The sequence below is a fragment of the Pseudomonas sp. genome, from assembly GCF_035497915.1.
Classification (GTDB): Bacteria; Pseudomonadota; Gammaproteobacteria; order Pseudomonadales; family Pseudomonadaceae; genus Serpens.
The window spans coordinates 163,694-179,701 of record NZ_DATJCS010000036.1 but is presented as its reverse complement, the minus strand read 5'-3'; the positions used below and the strand labels follow the sequence as shown (position 1 = coordinate 179,701).

Sequence of the window (16,008 nt, the reverse complement as noted above, 5' to 3'; positions counted from 1 at the left end):
CCGCCGGCGCGGCCCCCTGACCGTTGCGAACAGCCGAGAGCCTTCCATGAGTGTCGAGAAAACCAACCAGTCCTGGGGCGGCCGCTTCAGCGAGCCCGTCGATGCCTTCGTCGCCCGTTTCACCGCCTCCGTCGACTTCGACAAGCGCCTGTACCGTCACGACATCATGGGCTCGATCGCCCACGCCACCATGCTGGAACAGGCCGGCGTGCTGAGCGTCGCCGAGCGCGACGCGATCATCGATGGCCTGAAGCAGATCCAGGGCGAGATCGAGGCCGGCCAGTTCGACTGGCGCGTCGACCTGGAAGATGTGCACATGAACATCGAGGCACGCCTGACCGACCGCATCGGCATCACCGGCAAGAAGCTGCACACCGGCCGCTCGCGCAACGACCAGGTGGCCACCGACATCCGCCTGTGGCTGCGCGACGAGATCGACACCATCCTCGGCGAGATCACCCGCCTGCAACAGGGCCTGCTGGCCCAGGCCGAGCAGCATGCCGAGGTGATCATGCCCGGCTTCACCCACCTGCAGACCGCCCAGCCGGTGACCTTCGGCCACCACCTGCTGGCCTGGTTCGAGATGCTCAGCCGCGACTACGAGCGCCTGGTGGATTGCCGCACGCGCGTCAACCGCATGCCGCTGGGTTCGGCGGCGCTGGCCGGCACCACCTACCCGATCCAACGCGAGATCACCTGCCAGCTGCTGGGCTTCGAGGCCATCGGCGGCAACTCGCTGGACGGCGTCTCCGATCGCGACTTCGCCATCGAGTTCTGCGCCGCCGCCTCGCTGGCCATGATGCACCTGTCGCGCTTCTCCGAAGAGCTGGTGCTCTGGACCTCCGCCCAGTTCCAGTTCATCGAGCTGCCGGATCGCTTCTGCACCGGTTCGTCGATCATGCCGCAGAAGAAGAACCCGGACGTGCCCGAGCTGGTGCGCGGCAAGTCGGGCCGGGTGTTCGGCGCGCTGACCGGTCTGCTGACCCTGATGAAGGGCCAGCCGCTGGCCTACAACAAGGACAACCAGGAAGACAAGGAGCCGCTGTTCGACGCCGCCGATACCCTGCGCGACTCCCTGCGCGCCTTCGCCGACATGATCCCGGCCATCAAGCCGCGCATCGACGTGATGCGCGAAGCGGCCCGTCGCGGCTTCTCCACCGCCACCGACCTCGCCGACTACCTGGTGCGCAAGGGCCTGCCGTTCCGTGATTGCCACGAGATCGTCGGCCATGCGGTGAAGTACGGCGTGCAGAGCGGCAAGGACCTGGCCGAGATGAGCCTCGACGAGCTGCGCCAGTTCAGCGAACAGATCGGCGACGACGTGTTCGCCGTGCTGACCCTGGAAGGCTCGGTGAATGCTCGCAACCACATTGGCGGCACCGCGCCGGCCCAGGTGCGCGCCGCGGTGCAGCGCGGCCGCGAGCTGCTGGCCACGCGCTGATCGGCCCCGGCGGACGGCCCGGCCGTCCGCCCCCACCATGACCGATCGCGCCGACCGCAAGCCCCGCCAGCCGTTTGCCAACGCCTGGTTCTTCCCCGCCGCCGCGCTTTACGCCGCGCTGATCCTGCCCTGGTCGGTGCTCGGCCTGCTCGGGCTGCTGCACGTCCCGCCCGGACTGGCCACGCCCTACGGTCACGCCCATGAATTGCTGTTCGGTTTCGCCCTGGCGGTGGTCGCCGGCTATCTGCTCGGCCCGCAACCGTTGCGGGTGACTGTTGCGCTGCTGGCTTGCTGGGCCTCGGCGCGCCTGAGCTGGTTGCTCTGGCCCACTGGCTGGCTGTCGATGCTGGGCGCCGCGTTGTTCGCGGCCGGGCTGGCCTGGAAGGTGGTGCCGCGCTTCGTCGGGGCGGCGAAGAAGTGGCGCAACCAGTCCGTCGCGCCATTGGTCATCGCCCTCGGTCTGGCCAGCCTGTTCGGCAGTATCGACCCGTTCCTGTCGATCAGCCCGCGCCTGGCCCAGGGTGCCCTGCTGGTGCTGACCACCCTGCTGTTCTTCATGGGCGGGCGCATCATCGCCCCGGCGCTGGCCGGGCATGCGCAGAGCCAGGGCTGGAACCTGCAGGCGCGGGTGCAGCCGCGCCTGGAAGGCGCAGGACTAGTGCTGCTGGGCATCGCACTGTTGGCCCTGCTGATCTCGCTTGAGTATCTGGCTGGCGCTCTATTGCTGGCCGCCGGCCTGCTGGCTGGCACCCGGCTGCTGCGCTGGCAGCCCTGGCGGCACTTGCGCCGCGCCGACCTGGCCGTGCTGCTGCTCGGCTATGCCTGGCTGGCGCTCGGCCTGTTGCTGTTCGGCGCCGCGCTGCTGTTCGACGCGCTGCCGCTGACGGTCGCCCTGCACGGCATCACGGTCGGCGCGCTGGGCACCCTGACCCTGGCAGTGATGGCGCGCACCCGCCTGCTCTACCGACTGCGCGACGCCAATGCCCGTCCGTGGATTCACCCGGCCGCCGGATTGCTCAGCCTGGCCGCCCTGGCGCGCATCCTGCCCGCACCGCTGGGCGCCGATCCGTACCCCTGGCTGCTGCTGTCCGCCGCCTGCTGGTCGCTGGCGTTTCTGCTGCTGGTGGCGCTGCTCTGGCAGACCCGGGGCGCCCCGTAGGGTGGGTCGCGCTTCACCGATTCACCCAGCGCGGCGCGAGGCGCGCCGTTCCGGCGCGATGGCGGCCAAGAACAACGTTGTCCGCCCTACGGTGGTTTCAGGTTGTGCTTTTTGTGGAAGCGGCTTCGGCCGCGATGCTTTCGTGCGGCCGGCAGCAAACGCTCGCGACTGAAGTCGCTCCTACAGGTCCGCGCAAAAAAAAGGGGGCAGATTCGCATCTGCCCCCTCGTTTTCACGCCACCTGCTGCTGCGGACGCGGATCGCGCTCGGGGCGCGTTTCGTCCAGCATCTGCTGGATGGAACGACGCCGCCGATCCTCGGCTCGACGGGCGAAGTACCAGGCCAGGAAAGTGAACAGCGAGATGGCCAGCAGGATCAGGCTGGCGATGGCGTTGATGTCCGGCTTCACCCCCAGGCGCACGGCGGAGAAAATCTCCATCGGCAGGGTGGTGGCACCGGGGCCGGAGACGAAGCTGGCCAGCACCAGGTCGTCCAGCGACAGCGCGAAGGCCAGCATGCCGCCGGCCACCAGCGAGGGCGCGATCATCGGGATGGTGATCAGGAAGAACACCTTCCAGGGCTTGGCGCCCAGGTCCATGGCCGCTTCCTCAATGGACAGGTCCAGCTCGCGCAGGCGCGACATCACCACCACCGCCACGTAGGCGGAACTGAAGGTGGTGTGGGCGATCCAGATGGTGGTCATGCCACGCTCGGCCGGCCAGCCGATCAGCTGGGCCATGGCCACGAACAGCAGGAGCAGCGACAGACCGGTGATCACCTCGGGCATCACCAACGGCGCGGTGACCATGCCACCGAACAGCGTGCGGCCGCGAAAGCGCGGGATGCGCGTCAGCACGAAGGCCGCCAGGGTACCCAGCGCCACGGCGGCAATCGCCGTGTACAGGGCGATCTCCAGCGAACGCATCACCGCGCCCATCAACTGGCGGTTGTCCAGCAAGCTGGCGTACCAGCGCACCGACCAGCCGCCCCACACCGTCACCAGCCGCGAGTCGTTGAACGAGTAGATGACCAGGATGACCATCGGCAGGTAGATGAACGCCAGCCCGGCCCACAGCATCAGGTTGGAGAAGCTCCAGCGCTTCATGGCTTGTCCTCCAGTTCCTTGGCCTGGTTGCGGTTGAACAGGATGATCGGGATCAGCAGGATGGCCAGCATGACCACCGCCAGCGATGCCGCCACCGGCCAGTCACGGTTATTGAAAAACTCCTGCCAGAGCACCTTGCCGATCATCAGCGTCTCGGGGCCACCGAGCAGCTCGGGGATGACGAACTCGCCCACCACCGGGATGAACACCAGCATGCAGCCGGCGACGATGCCGCTCTTGGACAGCGGCACGGTGATGGTCCAGAAGCTGGCGATGCGCCCGGCGCCCAGGTCGGCGGCGGCCTCCAGCAGGCTCAGGTCGTGCTTGACCAGGTTGGCGTACAGCGGCAGCACCATGAACGGCAGGTACGAATAGACGATGCCGATGTACACCGCGATGTTGGTGTTGAGAATCTGCAGCGGCGTGTCGATCAACCCGATGCCCATCAGCGCGCTGTTGAGCAGGCCGTTGTTGCTGAGAATGCCCATCCAGGCGTAGACGCGGATCAGGATCGCGGTCCAGGTCGGCATCATGATCAGCATCAGCAGGATGGTCTGCGCCTGCTTGTCGGCACGCGCGATGGCATAGGCCATCGGGTAGCCGATCAGCAGGCACAGCAGAGTGCTGACCAGGGCGATCTTCAGCGAACTCAGGTAGGCCAGCAGGTACAGCTCGTCCTCGCTGAGGAACACGTAGTTGCCCAGGTTGAGCAGGATCTGCAGCTGGTTCTCCGCCCACACGAAGATTTCCGTGTACGGCGGAATGGCCACCTCGGCCTCGGCGAAGCTGATCTTCAGCACGATGACGAAGGGCAGCAGGAAGAACAGCAGCAGCCAGAAGAACGGGATGCCGATGACGACGTGCCGTCCGTTGGGCAGGAAGCGCTTCAGCATCGCCAGGCTCATGACTGCAGCACCACGCCGCTGTCGTCGATCCAGTGCAGGTACACCGGGTCGTTCCAGGTGGGTCGTTTCACGTGCCGCTCGCTGTTGGCCAGGAAGGCCTGCACCAGCATCCCGGACGCCAGGCGGATGTAGTAGGTGGAATGGCCGCCCAGGTAGGCGATGTCATGCACGGTGCCCTGCACCCAGTTGTACTCCTGGTGCTCGACCTCCGGCATGCTGGTGCTGATCAGCAGCTTTTCCGGGCGCAGCGCATAGGTCACGCGCTTGTCTTCGGCGCGGGTGCTGATGCCGTGACCGACATAGATCGGCCGCTCCAGCTGCTGGCAGGCGATGATCGCGTGGTCTTCCAGGTCCTCGATCAGCTCGCCTTCGAACAGGTTGACGTTGCCGATGAACTCGCAGACCAGGCGGCTGGCCGGCGTCTCGTAGATGTCCATCGGGCTGCCCACCTGGGCGATCCAGCCCTGGTGCATGATGGCGATGCGCTCGGCCATGGTCATGGCTTCTTCCTGGTCGTGGGTGACGATCAGGCAGGTCACGCCGACGCGCTCGAGAATCGCCACCAGCTCCAGTTGCATCTGCGAGCGCAGCTTCTTGTCCAGGGCGCCCATGGGCTCGTCAAGCAGCAGCAGTTTCGGGCGCTTGGCCAGCGAGCGGGCCAGGGCCACGCGCTGGCGCTGGCCGCCGGAAAGCTGGTGCGGCTTGCGCTTGGCGTACTGGCTCATCTGTACCAGGCGCAGCATTTCCGCCACGCGCTCGGCGATCTCGTCCTTGGGCAGGCCGTCCTGCTTGAGGCCGAAGGCGATGTTCTGCTCCACGCTCATGTGCGGGAACAGCGCGTAGGACTGGAACATCATGTTGATCGGCCGCTCGTAGGGGGGCAGATCGGTGATGTCCTGGCCGTCCAGGTAGATGCGCCCCTCGGTGGGACGTTCGAACCCGGCAAGCATGCGCAGCAGGGTCGACTTGCCCGAGCCCGAGCCACCGAGCAGCGCGAAGATCTCGCCCCGGCGGATGGTCAGGGACACGTCATCGACCGCGACGGTCTCGTCGAACTTCTTGGTGACGCGGTCGATCCTGACCAGAATTTCCTTGGCTTGCTGATCGCCGCTGAGGGCTTTCTTGAAGGCGCTCGAGGCCACCGCCATATCTGCACACTCCCCGAATTACCTGGTGGTGCCAGGTCGGATGTTAAGTTTCGATGCGGAACGCCGGCAGCATTGCATCCCGCGCCCAGACAACCAGTACCACGTGTTCAGCGCTGGAACGCCTCGCACTTCGGGTCCTTGCGGAACATCCCGACGCCACGAGCGACCCCAGGCTCAAAGGGGCGCAATTGAACCATCGAGAGGCGCGCAGGACTAGGGGCCGGACGCCTCTTTTTCAGGCTTATTTGCCGCTTTTTATCTTTGCCCAGCTGCGTGTCATCAAACGCTGCACAGTCGGCGGCAATTCGGCCGAAATGTACAATTTTTCCAACACTTGCGGGGGTGGGTAGATGGTCTCGTCGGCCAGTACCTCGGGATCCATCAGCGTCTGTGCGGCCAGGTTGGGATTGGCGTAGCCGACGTAGTCGCTGACCCCGGCGATCACCTCGGGATCCAGCAGGTAGTTGATGAAGGCATGCGCCTGCTCGACATTCTTGGCGTCGGCCGGAATGGCCAGCATGTCGAACCACAGGTTGGCGCCCTCCTTCGGAATGACGTAGCCGATCTCGATGCCCTTGCCGGCTTCCTCCGCCCGGTCGGCGGCCTGGAACACATCGCCGGAGTAGCCCACCGCCATGCAGATGTTGCCGTTGGCCAGGTCCGAGATGTACTTGGAGGAATGGAAGTAGGTGACGTGGGGACGCACCTCCAGCAGCTTGGCCTCGGCACGGGCGTAGTCGTCGGGGTCCTGGCTGTTCGGGTCCAGCCCCAGGTAGTTGAGCATCGCCGGCAGCATCTCGTCGCCGGAATCCAGGAAGGCGACGCCGCAGCCAGAGAGCTTCTTGATGTTCTCGACCTCGAAGACCAGCGCCCAGGAATCCACCGCGACGTCATCGCCCAGCACCGCCCGGACCTTCTCGACGTTGTAGCCCAGGCCGTTGGTACCCCACAGGTAGGGCACGGCGTACTGGTTGCCGGGGTCGTTGACTTCCAGCTGGCGCAGCAGCGCGGGATCCAGATTGCCCCAGTTGGGCAACTGGTCGCGGTCCAGCTTGCGGAAGGCGCCGGCCTTGATCTGCCGGGCGAGGAAATGATTGGAAGGCACCACGACGTCGTAACCGGAGCGACCGGCCAGCAGCTTGCCTTCGAGGGTTTCGTTGGAATCGAAGACGTCGTAGACCGCGCGGATGCCGGTGGCCTTCTGGAAATTCTCCAGGGTGTCTTCGCCGATGTAGTCCGACCAGTTGTAGACGTGCACGGTGGACTGGGACTGGGCCGTGCCGCTCATGAACATGAGGGCGCAGGCGGCAAGCAGGGCATTGCGATGGGGCATGACGGGGTCCTCATGCGCGGGCCGCGAAGGCGGCCAGATAATGTAATGGCGACCTTGGTCGCTCTCCTGTGCCCCAGAATGCAGCGCGGGGCGGGCGGTCACGCTCCTGGCCTGGCGGCCATCGATGTCTTGGCGGGTGAACGGCCGGCTGCCGTGACAGCCGGCCGGTGGATCAGCGACCGGACTTGATCTTGGTCCAGCTGCGGGTCATCGCACGCTGCACCTTGGCATCCAGGTCGGGGAAGGAGTACAGCTTGGCCATCACGGCTTCCGGCGGGTAGATGCCCGGGTCGTTGCGAATCGCCTCATCCAGCAGCGGGGTCGCCGCGGCGTTGGCGTTGGGGAACTGCACGTAGTCGGTGATTTCCGCCATGACTTCCGGACGCAGCAGGAAATTCAGGAACACATGGGCGTTCTCGACGTTCTTGGCATCGGCGGGGATGGCCAGCATGTCGAAGAAGGCACCAGCGCCTTCCTTCGGAATCTGGTAACGGATGTTCACGCCGGTACCGGCTTCCTCGGCGCGCGACTTGGACTGGTAGAGGTCGCCGGAATAGCCGACCGCCACGCAGATGTTGCCGTTGGCCAGGTCCGAGATGTACTTGGAAGAGTGGAAGTAGGCCACGTGCGGGCGAATCTTCAGGAACAGCTCTTCGCCTTTCTTCAGGTCAGCGCTGTTTTCGCTGATCGGCGACAGGCCCAGGTAGTTCATGGCGGCCGGCAGCATCTCGGTGGGCGAGTCGAGGAAGGACACGCCGCAGCTCTTCAGCTTCTCGATGTTCTCGGGCTTGAACACCAGGTCCCAGGAATCCACCGGAGCGCCATCGCCCAGCACGGCCTTGACCTTGTCCACGTTGTAGGCGTAGCCGATGGTGCCCCACATGTAGGGGAAGGAGTACTGGTTGGCCGGGTCGCTGGTTTCCAGGGACTTGAGCAGGTTCTTGTCCAGGTTCTGCCAGTTGGAGAGCTTGCTCTTGTCCAGCTTCTGGAACACGCCGGCCTTGATCTGCTTGGCCAGGAACGGGTTGGACGGCACCACGATGTCGTAGCCCGATCCGCCGGAAAGCAGCTTGGCTTCCAGCACCTCGTTGCTGTCGAACACGTCGTACACCACCTTGATACCGGTTTCCTTCTGGAACTTGTCCAGCGTGTCCGGAGCGATGTAGTCCGACCAGTTGTAGACGTGCAGCACTTTTTCCTGGGCCTGAGCCAGACCGGCCACGGCCGCGGTCAGGGATAGCGCGAGAAAGGTCTTGCCGAAGAGTTTCATGCGTTCACTGCTCCGATTGTTTTTTGAATGCTCAAATGGCGTGGCTGGCGAGCGGCGACGCACCCCTGGTAAGCCTGGCCCACGCCCGCGCGAAGTCTGGCAAGGAGGCGGTGTCGATACAACTGGCCGCATCGACGATTCCCGGCTTTTTTAGCGGTCCCGCACTTCCTTCAGGGTCAGGTCCAGGCAGGTGGCGGCCTTCTCCACCAGCTCGTCGATCTGCTCATGGCTGATCACCAGCGGCGGGGCGATGATCATGGTGTCGCCCACCGCGCGCATGACCAGTCCGTTCTGGAAACAGTGCTCGCGACAACGCATGCCGATTTCCAGTCCCCGATAGCGCTCGCGGGTGTCCTTGTCCTTCACCAGCTCGATGGCGGCCACCATGCCGACGCCGCGCGCCTCGCCCACCAGCGGGTGGGCGGCCAGCTCGCGCCAACGTCGTTGCAAATAGGGTGCCGTTTGCGCCTTGACCCGCGCGACGATGCCCTCGTCGCGCAGAATGCGCAGGTTGGCCAGCGCCACCGCCGCCGCCACCGGGTGACCGGAATAGGTGAAGCCGTGGGCGAACTCGCCGCCCCGGTTGAGCACCTCGACCACCCTGTCGCGCACCACCACGCCGCCCATGGGCACGTAGCCGGAGGTCAGCCCCTTGGCGATCGGCATCAGGTCCGGCCGCAGGTCGTAGTACTGGCTGCCGAACCATTCGCCGGTGCGGCCGAAGCCGCAGATCACCTCGTCGGCGATGAACAGGATGTCGTGGCGCGCAAGGATCTCGCGGATGCGCGGCCAGTAGCTGTCCGGCGGCACGATGACCCCGCCGGCGCCCTGGATCGGCTCGGCGATGAAGGCCGCGACCTTGTCCTCACCCAGCGCGCGGATCTTCTCTTCCAGCTGATCGGCGACACGGATGCCGAACTCCTCGGGGCTCAGCCCGCCGCCTTCGCCATACCAGTAGGGCTGGTCGATGTGCTCGATGCCCGGGATCGGCAGGCCGCCCTGCGCGTGCATGCCCTTCATGCCGCCGAGGCTGGCGCCGGCCATGGTCGAGCCGTGATAGCCGTTCCAGCGGCCGATGATCACCTGCTTCTCGGGCTGGCCCTGGACTGCCCAGTAATGGCGCACCATGCGCACCACCGTGTCGTTGGCCTCGGAACCCGAGCCGGTGAAGAACACATGGTTCATGCCCTCCGGCGCCAGCGAGGCGATCTCCTGGGCCAGCTCCAGGGCCGGTGGGTGGGCGGTCTGGAAGAACAGGTTGTAGTAGGGCAGCTCACGCATCTGGCGGGCCGCCGCCTCGACCAGCTCCTCGCGGCCGTAGCCGACGTTGACGCACCAGAGCCCGGCCATGCCGTCGAGAATGCGCTGGCCCTCGCTGTCCCACAGGTAGACGCCTTCGGCGCGGGTGATGATGCGCGCGCCCTTGCGACTCAGCGCCTGGAAATCGGTGAAGGGCGCCAGGTGATGGTCGCGGCTCAGGGCCTGCCAGTGTTGGGTCTTGTTCATGAACGACACCTCCCTGCAGGCCGGCCGGCGGCCTGGTCCTAGACCGAGAAGAGCAGGAATTCACGCTCCCAGGAGCTGATCACCCGCTTGTAGTTTTCGTTTTCCGCGCGCTTGACTGCCACGTAGGCGGCGATGAACTTGCTGCCGAGGTACTTCTCCAGCCCCTTGCAGTTTTCCAGCCGTTCCAGGGCGTCCTCGATGGTCAGCGGCAGACGCAGGTTGCGCCGCTCATAGCCGCGCCCGCGCACCGGCTGGGTGGGGCGGATGCCTTCGGTCATGCCGATATAGCCGCACAGCAGGCTGGCGGCGATGGCCAGGTACGGATTGGCGTCGGCGCCGGGCAGGCGGTTCTCGATGCGCCGGTTCTGCGGCGACGATTCCGGCACGCGCAGCCCCACGGTACGGTTCTCTTCGCCCCATTCGACGTTCACCGGCGCCGAGGTGTCCGGCAGGAAGCGACGGAACGAGTTGACGTTGGGGGCAAACAGCGGCAGCAGCTCGGGTATGTATTTCTGCAGGCCGCCGATGTAGTCGAGGAACAGCTCGCTGGGCGAGCCGTCCTCGTTGGAGAAGATGTTCCTGCCGGTCTGCGCGTCGCGCACGCTCTGGTGCAGGTGCATGGCGCTGCCCGGCTGGTCGGTGATCGGCTTGGCCATGAAGGTGGCGGCCACGTCGTGCTTGAGTGCCGCCTCGCGCATGGTGCGCTTGAACACCATGATCTGGTCGGCCAGGTGCAGGGCCTCGCCGTGGCGGAAGTTGATCTCCATCTGCGCCGGGCCTTCCTCGTGGATCAGCGTGTCCAGATCCAGGCGCTGGGCCTCGCACCAGTCGTACATGTCCTCGAACAGCGGATCGAACTCGTTGGCGGCGTCGATGGAGAACGACTGGCGCCCCGTTTCGGGGCGTCCGGAGCGACCGACCGGCGCCTGCAGCGGATAGTCGGGGTCGTCGCTGCGCTTGGTCAGGTAGAACTCCATTTCCGGCGCGACGATGGGCATCCAGCCGTGGTCGGCGTACAGCTTGAGCACTTTCTTCAGCAGGTTGCGCGGCGACAACTCGATGGGGTTGCCCATCTTGTCGAAGGTGTCGTGGATGACCATGGCGGTCGGCTCGATGGCCCAGGGCACCAGGAACATGGCGTTGGGGTCCGGGCGGCAGTACATGTCGATATCCGCCGGGTCGAGCAACTCGTAATAGATGTCGTCTTCCACGTAATCGCCGGTCACCGTCTGCAGCAACACGCTTTCCGGCAGGCGCATGCCCTTCTCGGCGATGAACTTGTTGGTCGGCGCGATCTTGCCGCGAGCGATCCCGGTCAGGTCGCTGATCAGACATTCCACTTCGGTGATCTTGTGTTCTTTCAGCCAGTCAGTCAGCTGATCGAGATCGGTACTCATAAAAGCCTCAGGGTTTAGCCGCGCCTGCGCGGCCAGCCACCCAGGCGGGTCGCGCGCGGTTCATGACGCAGATGCGAAATCGGTAGCGCGAATGGCCCTGGCCCTGACGCCGGGGCAGGCGGGAAGCAGGCAGGCGGCGCGTGTGGACACATCCGTATCCGCGTTCGGTTTGCACCGAGCTTAGCGTTGTTCATTTTTTTACACAACTTTCCGCCGCCGCCCCGCAGCCCCGCCTGGAATGCCCGCCCTGCCTGACTTCCAGCGGGCCTGTCCGGCCCCTGCGCGTGCCCCGAAAATGGCCTTTGCGCACCCTTGCGGGGCGTTTTCCCCGGCTATTGACAGGCCAAGGGGTTTGGGATTGACTCACAGCCAAGCCACCGACTGATTGAAATTTTTAACAATAAAGGTACGGATCATGTCGCCCCCTCCGCGTGTCGCTCACCCCGGCGAGGCGAGCGTCTTTCTCGAAGCGCATCCGGACGTCCAGTTCGTCGACCTGCTCATCGCCGACATGAATGGCGTGGTGCGCGGCAAGCGCATCGAGCGCAACAGCCTCGCCAAGGTCTACGAAAAAGGCATCAATCTCCCCGCCTCGCTGTTCGCCCTCGACATCAATGGCAGCACGGTGGAAAGCACCGGCCTGGGCCTGGACATCGGCGATGCCGACCGGGTTTGCCTGCCGATCGCCGACACCCTCAGCTACGAACCCTGGCAGAAGCGCCCCACCGCCCAGCTGCTGATGACCATGCACGAACTGGACGGCCGGCCCTTCTTCGCCGATCCGCGCGAAGTGCTGCGCCAGGTGATCGACCGCTTCGACGAGCTGGGCCTGACGGTGTGCGCGGCCTTCGAGCTGGAGTTCTACCTGATCGACCAGGAGAACGTGAACGGCCGCCCGCAGCCGCCGCGCTCGCCGATTTCCGGCAAGCGCCCGCATTCCACACAGGTGTACCTGATCGACGACCTCGACGAGTACGCCGACTGCCTGCAGGACATTCTCGAGGGCGCCAAGGTGCAGGGCATTCCAGCCGACGCCATCGTCAAGGAAAGCGCGCCGGCGCAGTTCGAGGTCAACCTGCATCACGTGGCCGACCCGCTGAAGGCCTGCGACTACGCGGTGCTGCTCAAGCGGCTGATCAAGAACATCGCCTACGACCACGAGATGGACACCACCTTCATGGCCAAGCCCTACCCGGGGCAGGCCGGCAACGGGCTGCACGTGCACATTTCGCTGCTCGATCGCGACGGCAACAACATCTTCGCCAGTGAGGATCCCCAGCAGAACGCCGCATTGCGCCACGCGATCGGCGGTGTGCTGGAGACCCTGCCGGCCTCCATGGCCTTCCTCTGCCCGAACGTGAACTCCTACCGCCGCTTCGGCGCCCAGTTCTACGTGCCCAATGCGCCGAGCTGGGGGCTGGACAACCGCACCGTGGCGCTGCGCGTGCCCACCGGCAGTTCCGAGGCCATTCGCCTGGAGCATCGGGTGGCCGGCGCCGACGCCAACCCCTACCTACTGATGGCGGCCGTGCTGGCAGGGGTGCACCATGGTCTGACCCAGCGGATCGAGCCGGGCGAGCCGATCGAGGGCAACTCCTACGAGCAGCTCGAACCCAGCCTGCCGAACAACCTGCGCGACGCCCTGCGCGCGCTGGACGACAGCGAGATCCTGGCGCGCTACATCAGTCCCGACTACATCGACATCTTCGTCGCCTGCAAGGAAAGCGAGCTGGAGGAATTCGAGCACTCGATCTCCGACCTGGAGTACAACTGGTACCTGCACACCGTGTGAGTCGCCGGGCAAATGCGACACGCATCGCACCGCTGCCCGGTCACTTGCCGGACAATGCGCCCCCCGCCGTGGCCCTGAGCCCGGCGGTCGCTGACCTACATCCGAAAATCCGTCCTCGAGTTCCCCATGGCTTGCTCCTCGCCCACTCGTAAACCCCGCGCCAGCAGCCAGGCGCGCATCGACGCCATCCATGCCGCGGCCCGGGCGCTGCTGGCCGAAGGCGGCGTCGCCGAGCTGAGCATCTATGCGGTGGCCGAGCGCGCCGGCATTCCGCCCTCATCGGTCTATCACTTCTTTCCCAACGTGCCCCTGCTGCTGCAGTCGCTGGCCGCCCAGGTGCACGCCGCGTTTCGCGACGTGCTCGCCATTCCGGTGGAACACGCCACGCTGGGCAACTGGCACGACCTGGCGGCGCAGCTGGAGCAGCGCATGGTGGACATCTATGCCGCCGATCCGGCGGCCCGCCAGCTGATCCTCGCCCAGCACGGCCTGAGCGAGCTGACTCAGGCCGACCAGCGGCACGACCTGGAACTGGGTCGCCTGCTGCACAGCCTGTTCGAGCGGCATTTCCTGCTGCCGGCGCTGCCGGAGGACATCGACATCTTCGCCCTGGCCATCGAACTGGCCGACCGGGTATACGCCAGCTCGGTGCAGCAGCATGGCCAGATCACCCCGCGCTGGCGCGAGGAAGGCCTGCGAGTGATCATCGCCTACCTGGGGCTGTATCTGCCGCCCTGGCTGAACAAGCGCGCCGCACCGCACGCCTGAATTCGATATTTATCGGCATTTATCCTGGATAGATGCCCACGGTTCGGATTGGCAGCCTTCATTTATCGATATTTATCGGCTATATATCCCTGCCATTCGAGGCCCGCAGGGGCCATCCTTAGCCTGTCACCGGATCGCGAGGTTACCGCCATGTCCCGCATCGTCACCGTCGCCGCCACCCAGATGGCCTGTTCCTGGGATCGCGAGGCCAACCTCGCCAACGCCGAGCGCCTGGTGCGCGAGGCAGCCGCGCAGGGTGCGCAGATCATCCTGATCCAGGAGCTGTTCGAAACCCCGTACTTCTGCCAGAAACCCAACGCCGATTACCTGCTGCTGGCCACCGAAGCCGAGCAGAATCCCGCCATCGCCCGCTTCAGCAAGCTGGCCGCCGAGTTGCAGGTGGTGTTGCCGATCAGCTTCTTCGAGCGCGCCGGGCGCGCCCGTTTCAACAGCATCGCCATCCTCGACGCCGACGGCCGCAACCTGGGCATCTACCGCAAGAGCCACATCCCGGACGGCCCCGGCTATCACGAGAAGTACTACTTCAACCCGGGCGATACCGGCTTCAAGGTGTGGAACACCCGCTACGCGAAGATCGGCGTGGGCATCTGCTGGGACCAGTGGTTCCCCGAATGCGCGCGCAGCATGGCGCTGCAGGGCGCCGAACTGCTGTTCTACCCGACCGCCATCGGCAGCGAGCCCCACGACGCCAGCATCACCTCCCGCGACCACTGGCAGCGCGTGCAGCAGGGCCATGCCGGCGCCAACCTGATGCCGCTGATCGCCAGCAACCGCATCGGTCGCGAAGAGCAGGACGGTTACGACATCACCTTCTACGGCTCCTCGTTCATCGCCGATCAGTTCGGCGCCAAGCTGCAGGAACTGAACGAAACCGAAGAGGGCATCCTGGTGCAACGCTTCGATCTGGATGCGCTGGAGAAGATCCGCAGCGCCTGGGGCGTGTTCCGTGATCGCCGGCCGAACCTGTACGGCGCGCTGAAGACCCTCGACGGCAGCCTGGAGTCCTGAACATGGCGCTGAAGACCCCACGCGCCGACGGCTTTCGCATGCCGGCGGAATGGGAACCGCACAGCCAGACCTGGATGCTCTGGCCGGAACGCCCGGACAACTGGCGCCTGGGTGGCAAGCCGGCGCAGGCGGCGTTCTGCGCCGTGGCCGAGGCCATTGCCCGCTTCGAGCCGGTGAGCATCGGTGTGTCCGCCGCGCAGTACGAGAACGCCAGCGCACGGCTGGGCGGGCAGCCGAACATCCGTCTGGTGGAAATGAGCAGCGATGATGCCTGGATACGCGACACCGGCCCGACCTTCGTCATCGATGGCGGCGGCCGGGTGCGCGGCGTGGACTGGGACTTCAACGCCTGGGGCGGCTTCAACGGTGGCCTGTACTGGCCCTGGCAGCGCGACAGCCAGGTGGCCGGCAAGGTGCTGGGCATCGAGCGTTGCGCCCGCTACGTCACGCCCGGCTTCGTGCTGGAAGGCGGCGCCATTCACGTGGACGGCGAGGGCACGCTGCTGACCACCGAGGAATGCCTGCTCAACCCCAACCGCAATCCGCACCTGGACCGCACACAGATCGAAGCTGTGCTGCGCGAGCATCTGGCGGTGGAGACGGTGATCTGGCTGCCGGACGGCCTGTTCAGCGACGAGACCGACGGCCATGTGGACAATTTCTGCTGCTTCGTGCGCCCCGGCGAGGTACTGCTGGCCTGGACCGACGACCCTGCCGACCCCAACCACGCCCGCTGCCGCGCGGCGCTGCGGGCCCTGGAAAGCAGTCGCGATGCCCGTGGGCGCCAGCTGACCGTGCACCGCATGCCGATCCCCGGCCCGCTGTACGCGACCGAAGAGGAATGCGCTGGCGTCGACCGCGCGGTCGGCAGCCAGCCGCGCGATCCATCGATCCGCCTCGCCGGCTCCTACATCAACTTCCTGATCGTGAACGGCGGCATCATCGCGCCCGCATTCGACGACCCGCGGGACGCCGAGACCGAGCAGCTACTGCGGCGGCTGTTCCCGGAACACCGGGTGGTGATGGTGCCGGGCCGCGAAATCCTGCTCGGCGGCGGCAACATCCATTGCATCACCCAGCAACAGCCGGCGCCGCAACGGGCCGATTGATTGGGGCCTGTGGGGCCGGCTTCATGCCGGCCGACTGGGTTAGTAA

General features: G+C 65.7%; 13 protein-coding genes. 6 read left to right on the top strand and 7 right to left on the bottom strand.

What is annotated here, in order from left to right:
- Window positions 1–46: 46 nt before the first annotated feature.
- Both argH and VL129_RS11080 read left to right on the top strand, forming a co-directional pair.
- Complete coding sequence (argH, locus tag VL129_RS11085) at window positions 47–1,441, top strand: argininosuccinate lyase (RefSeq protein WP_325412876.1); 1,395 nt, start codon at window positions 47–49, stop codon at window positions 1,439–1,441.
- 37 nt (window positions 1,442–1,478) lie between these two features.
- Complete coding sequence (locus tag VL129_RS11080) at window positions 1,479–2,600, top strand: NnrS family protein (RefSeq protein ID WP_325412875.1); 1,122 nt, start codon at window positions 1,479–1,481, stop codon at window positions 2,598–2,600.
- Between the two features lie 232 nt (window positions 2,601–2,832).
- Here the strand turns inward: VL129_RS11080 and VL129_RS11075 are convergent, their stop codons facing one another.
- The 7 genes from VL129_RS11075 to VL129_RS11045 form a co-directional block, all read right to left on the bottom strand.
- Complete coding sequence (locus tag VL129_RS11075) at window positions 2,833–3,705, bottom strand: ABC transporter permease subunit (protein ID WP_325412874.1); 873 nt, start codon at window positions 3,703–3,705, stop codon at window positions 2,833–2,835.
- Complete coding sequence (locus VL129_RS11070; protein WP_325412908.1) at window positions 3,702–4,583, bottom strand: ABC transporter permease subunit; 882 nt, start codon at window positions 4,581–4,583, stop codon at window positions 3,702–3,704. Before VL129_RS11070 ends, VL129_RS11075 begins: the two co-directional genes overlap by 4 nt.
- 23 nt (window positions 4,584–4,606) lie before the next feature.
- On the bottom strand, window positions 4,607–5,758 hold the full coding sequence (locus VL129_RS11065) for an ABC transporter ATP-binding protein (RefSeq protein ID WP_325412873.1): 1,152 nt from the start codon (window positions 5,756–5,758) through the stop codon (window positions 4,607–4,609).
- Window positions 5,759–5,999: 241 nt separating this feature from the next.
- Entirely contained in the window at window positions 6,000–7,052 is a 1,053-nt protein-coding gene (locus tag VL129_RS11060) for a polyamine ABC transporter substrate-binding protein (protein WP_414705193.1), read from the bottom strand.
- Between the two features lie 211 nt (window positions 7,053–7,263).
- Window positions 7,264–8,361 carry a polyamine ABC transporter substrate-binding protein gene (locus VL129_RS11055; RefSeq protein WP_325412871.1) on the bottom strand — a complete coding sequence of 366 codons (1,098 nt, stop codon included), beginning with the start codon at window positions 8,359–8,361 and terminating at the stop codon, window positions 7,264–7,266.
- Between the two features lie 150 nt (window positions 8,362–8,511).
- A complete protein-coding gene (locus tag VL129_RS11050; protein ID WP_325412870.1) occupies window positions 8,512–9,867 on the bottom strand; it encodes an aspartate aminotransferase family protein in 1,356 nt (451 codons plus the stop codon).
- A 38-nt stretch (window positions 9,868–9,905) separates the two neighbouring features.
- A complete protein-coding gene (locus VL129_RS11045; protein WP_325412869.1) occupies window positions 9,906–11,264 on the bottom strand; it encodes a glutamine synthetase family protein in 1,359 nt (452 codons plus the stop codon).
- Between the two features lie 415 nt (window positions 11,265–11,679).
- Here VL129_RS11045 and VL129_RS11040 point away from each other — a divergent pair, with 415 nt between their 5' ends.
- The 4 genes from VL129_RS11040 to aguA all read left to right on the top strand — a co-directional run bounded on the left by VL129_RS11040 (window position 11,680) and on the right by aguA (window position 15,962).
- Window positions 11,680–13,056, top strand: coding sequence for a glutamine synthetase family protein (locus VL129_RS11040; RefSeq protein WP_325412868.1), 1,377 nt, complete (start codon window positions 11,680–11,682; stop codon window positions 13,054–13,056).
- 126 nt (window positions 13,057–13,182) lie between these two features.
- A complete protein-coding gene (locus VL129_RS11035; RefSeq protein ID WP_325412867.1) occupies window positions 13,183–13,824 on the top strand; it encodes a TetR/AcrR family transcriptional regulator in 642 nt (213 codons plus the stop codon).
- Window positions 13,825–13,974: 150 nt separating this feature from the next.
- On the top strand, window positions 13,975–14,853 hold the full coding sequence (aguB, locus tag VL129_RS11030) for an N-carbamoylputrescine amidase (RefSeq protein ID WP_325412866.1): 879 nt from the start codon (window positions 13,975–13,977) through the stop codon (window positions 14,851–14,853).
- Between the two features lie 2 nt (window positions 14,854–14,855).
- Entirely contained in the window at window positions 14,856–15,962 is a 1,107-nt protein-coding gene (gene aguA, locus VL129_RS11025) for an agmatine deiminase (RefSeq protein WP_325412865.1), read from the top strand.
- Window positions 15,963–16,008 lie beyond the last annotated feature (46 nt).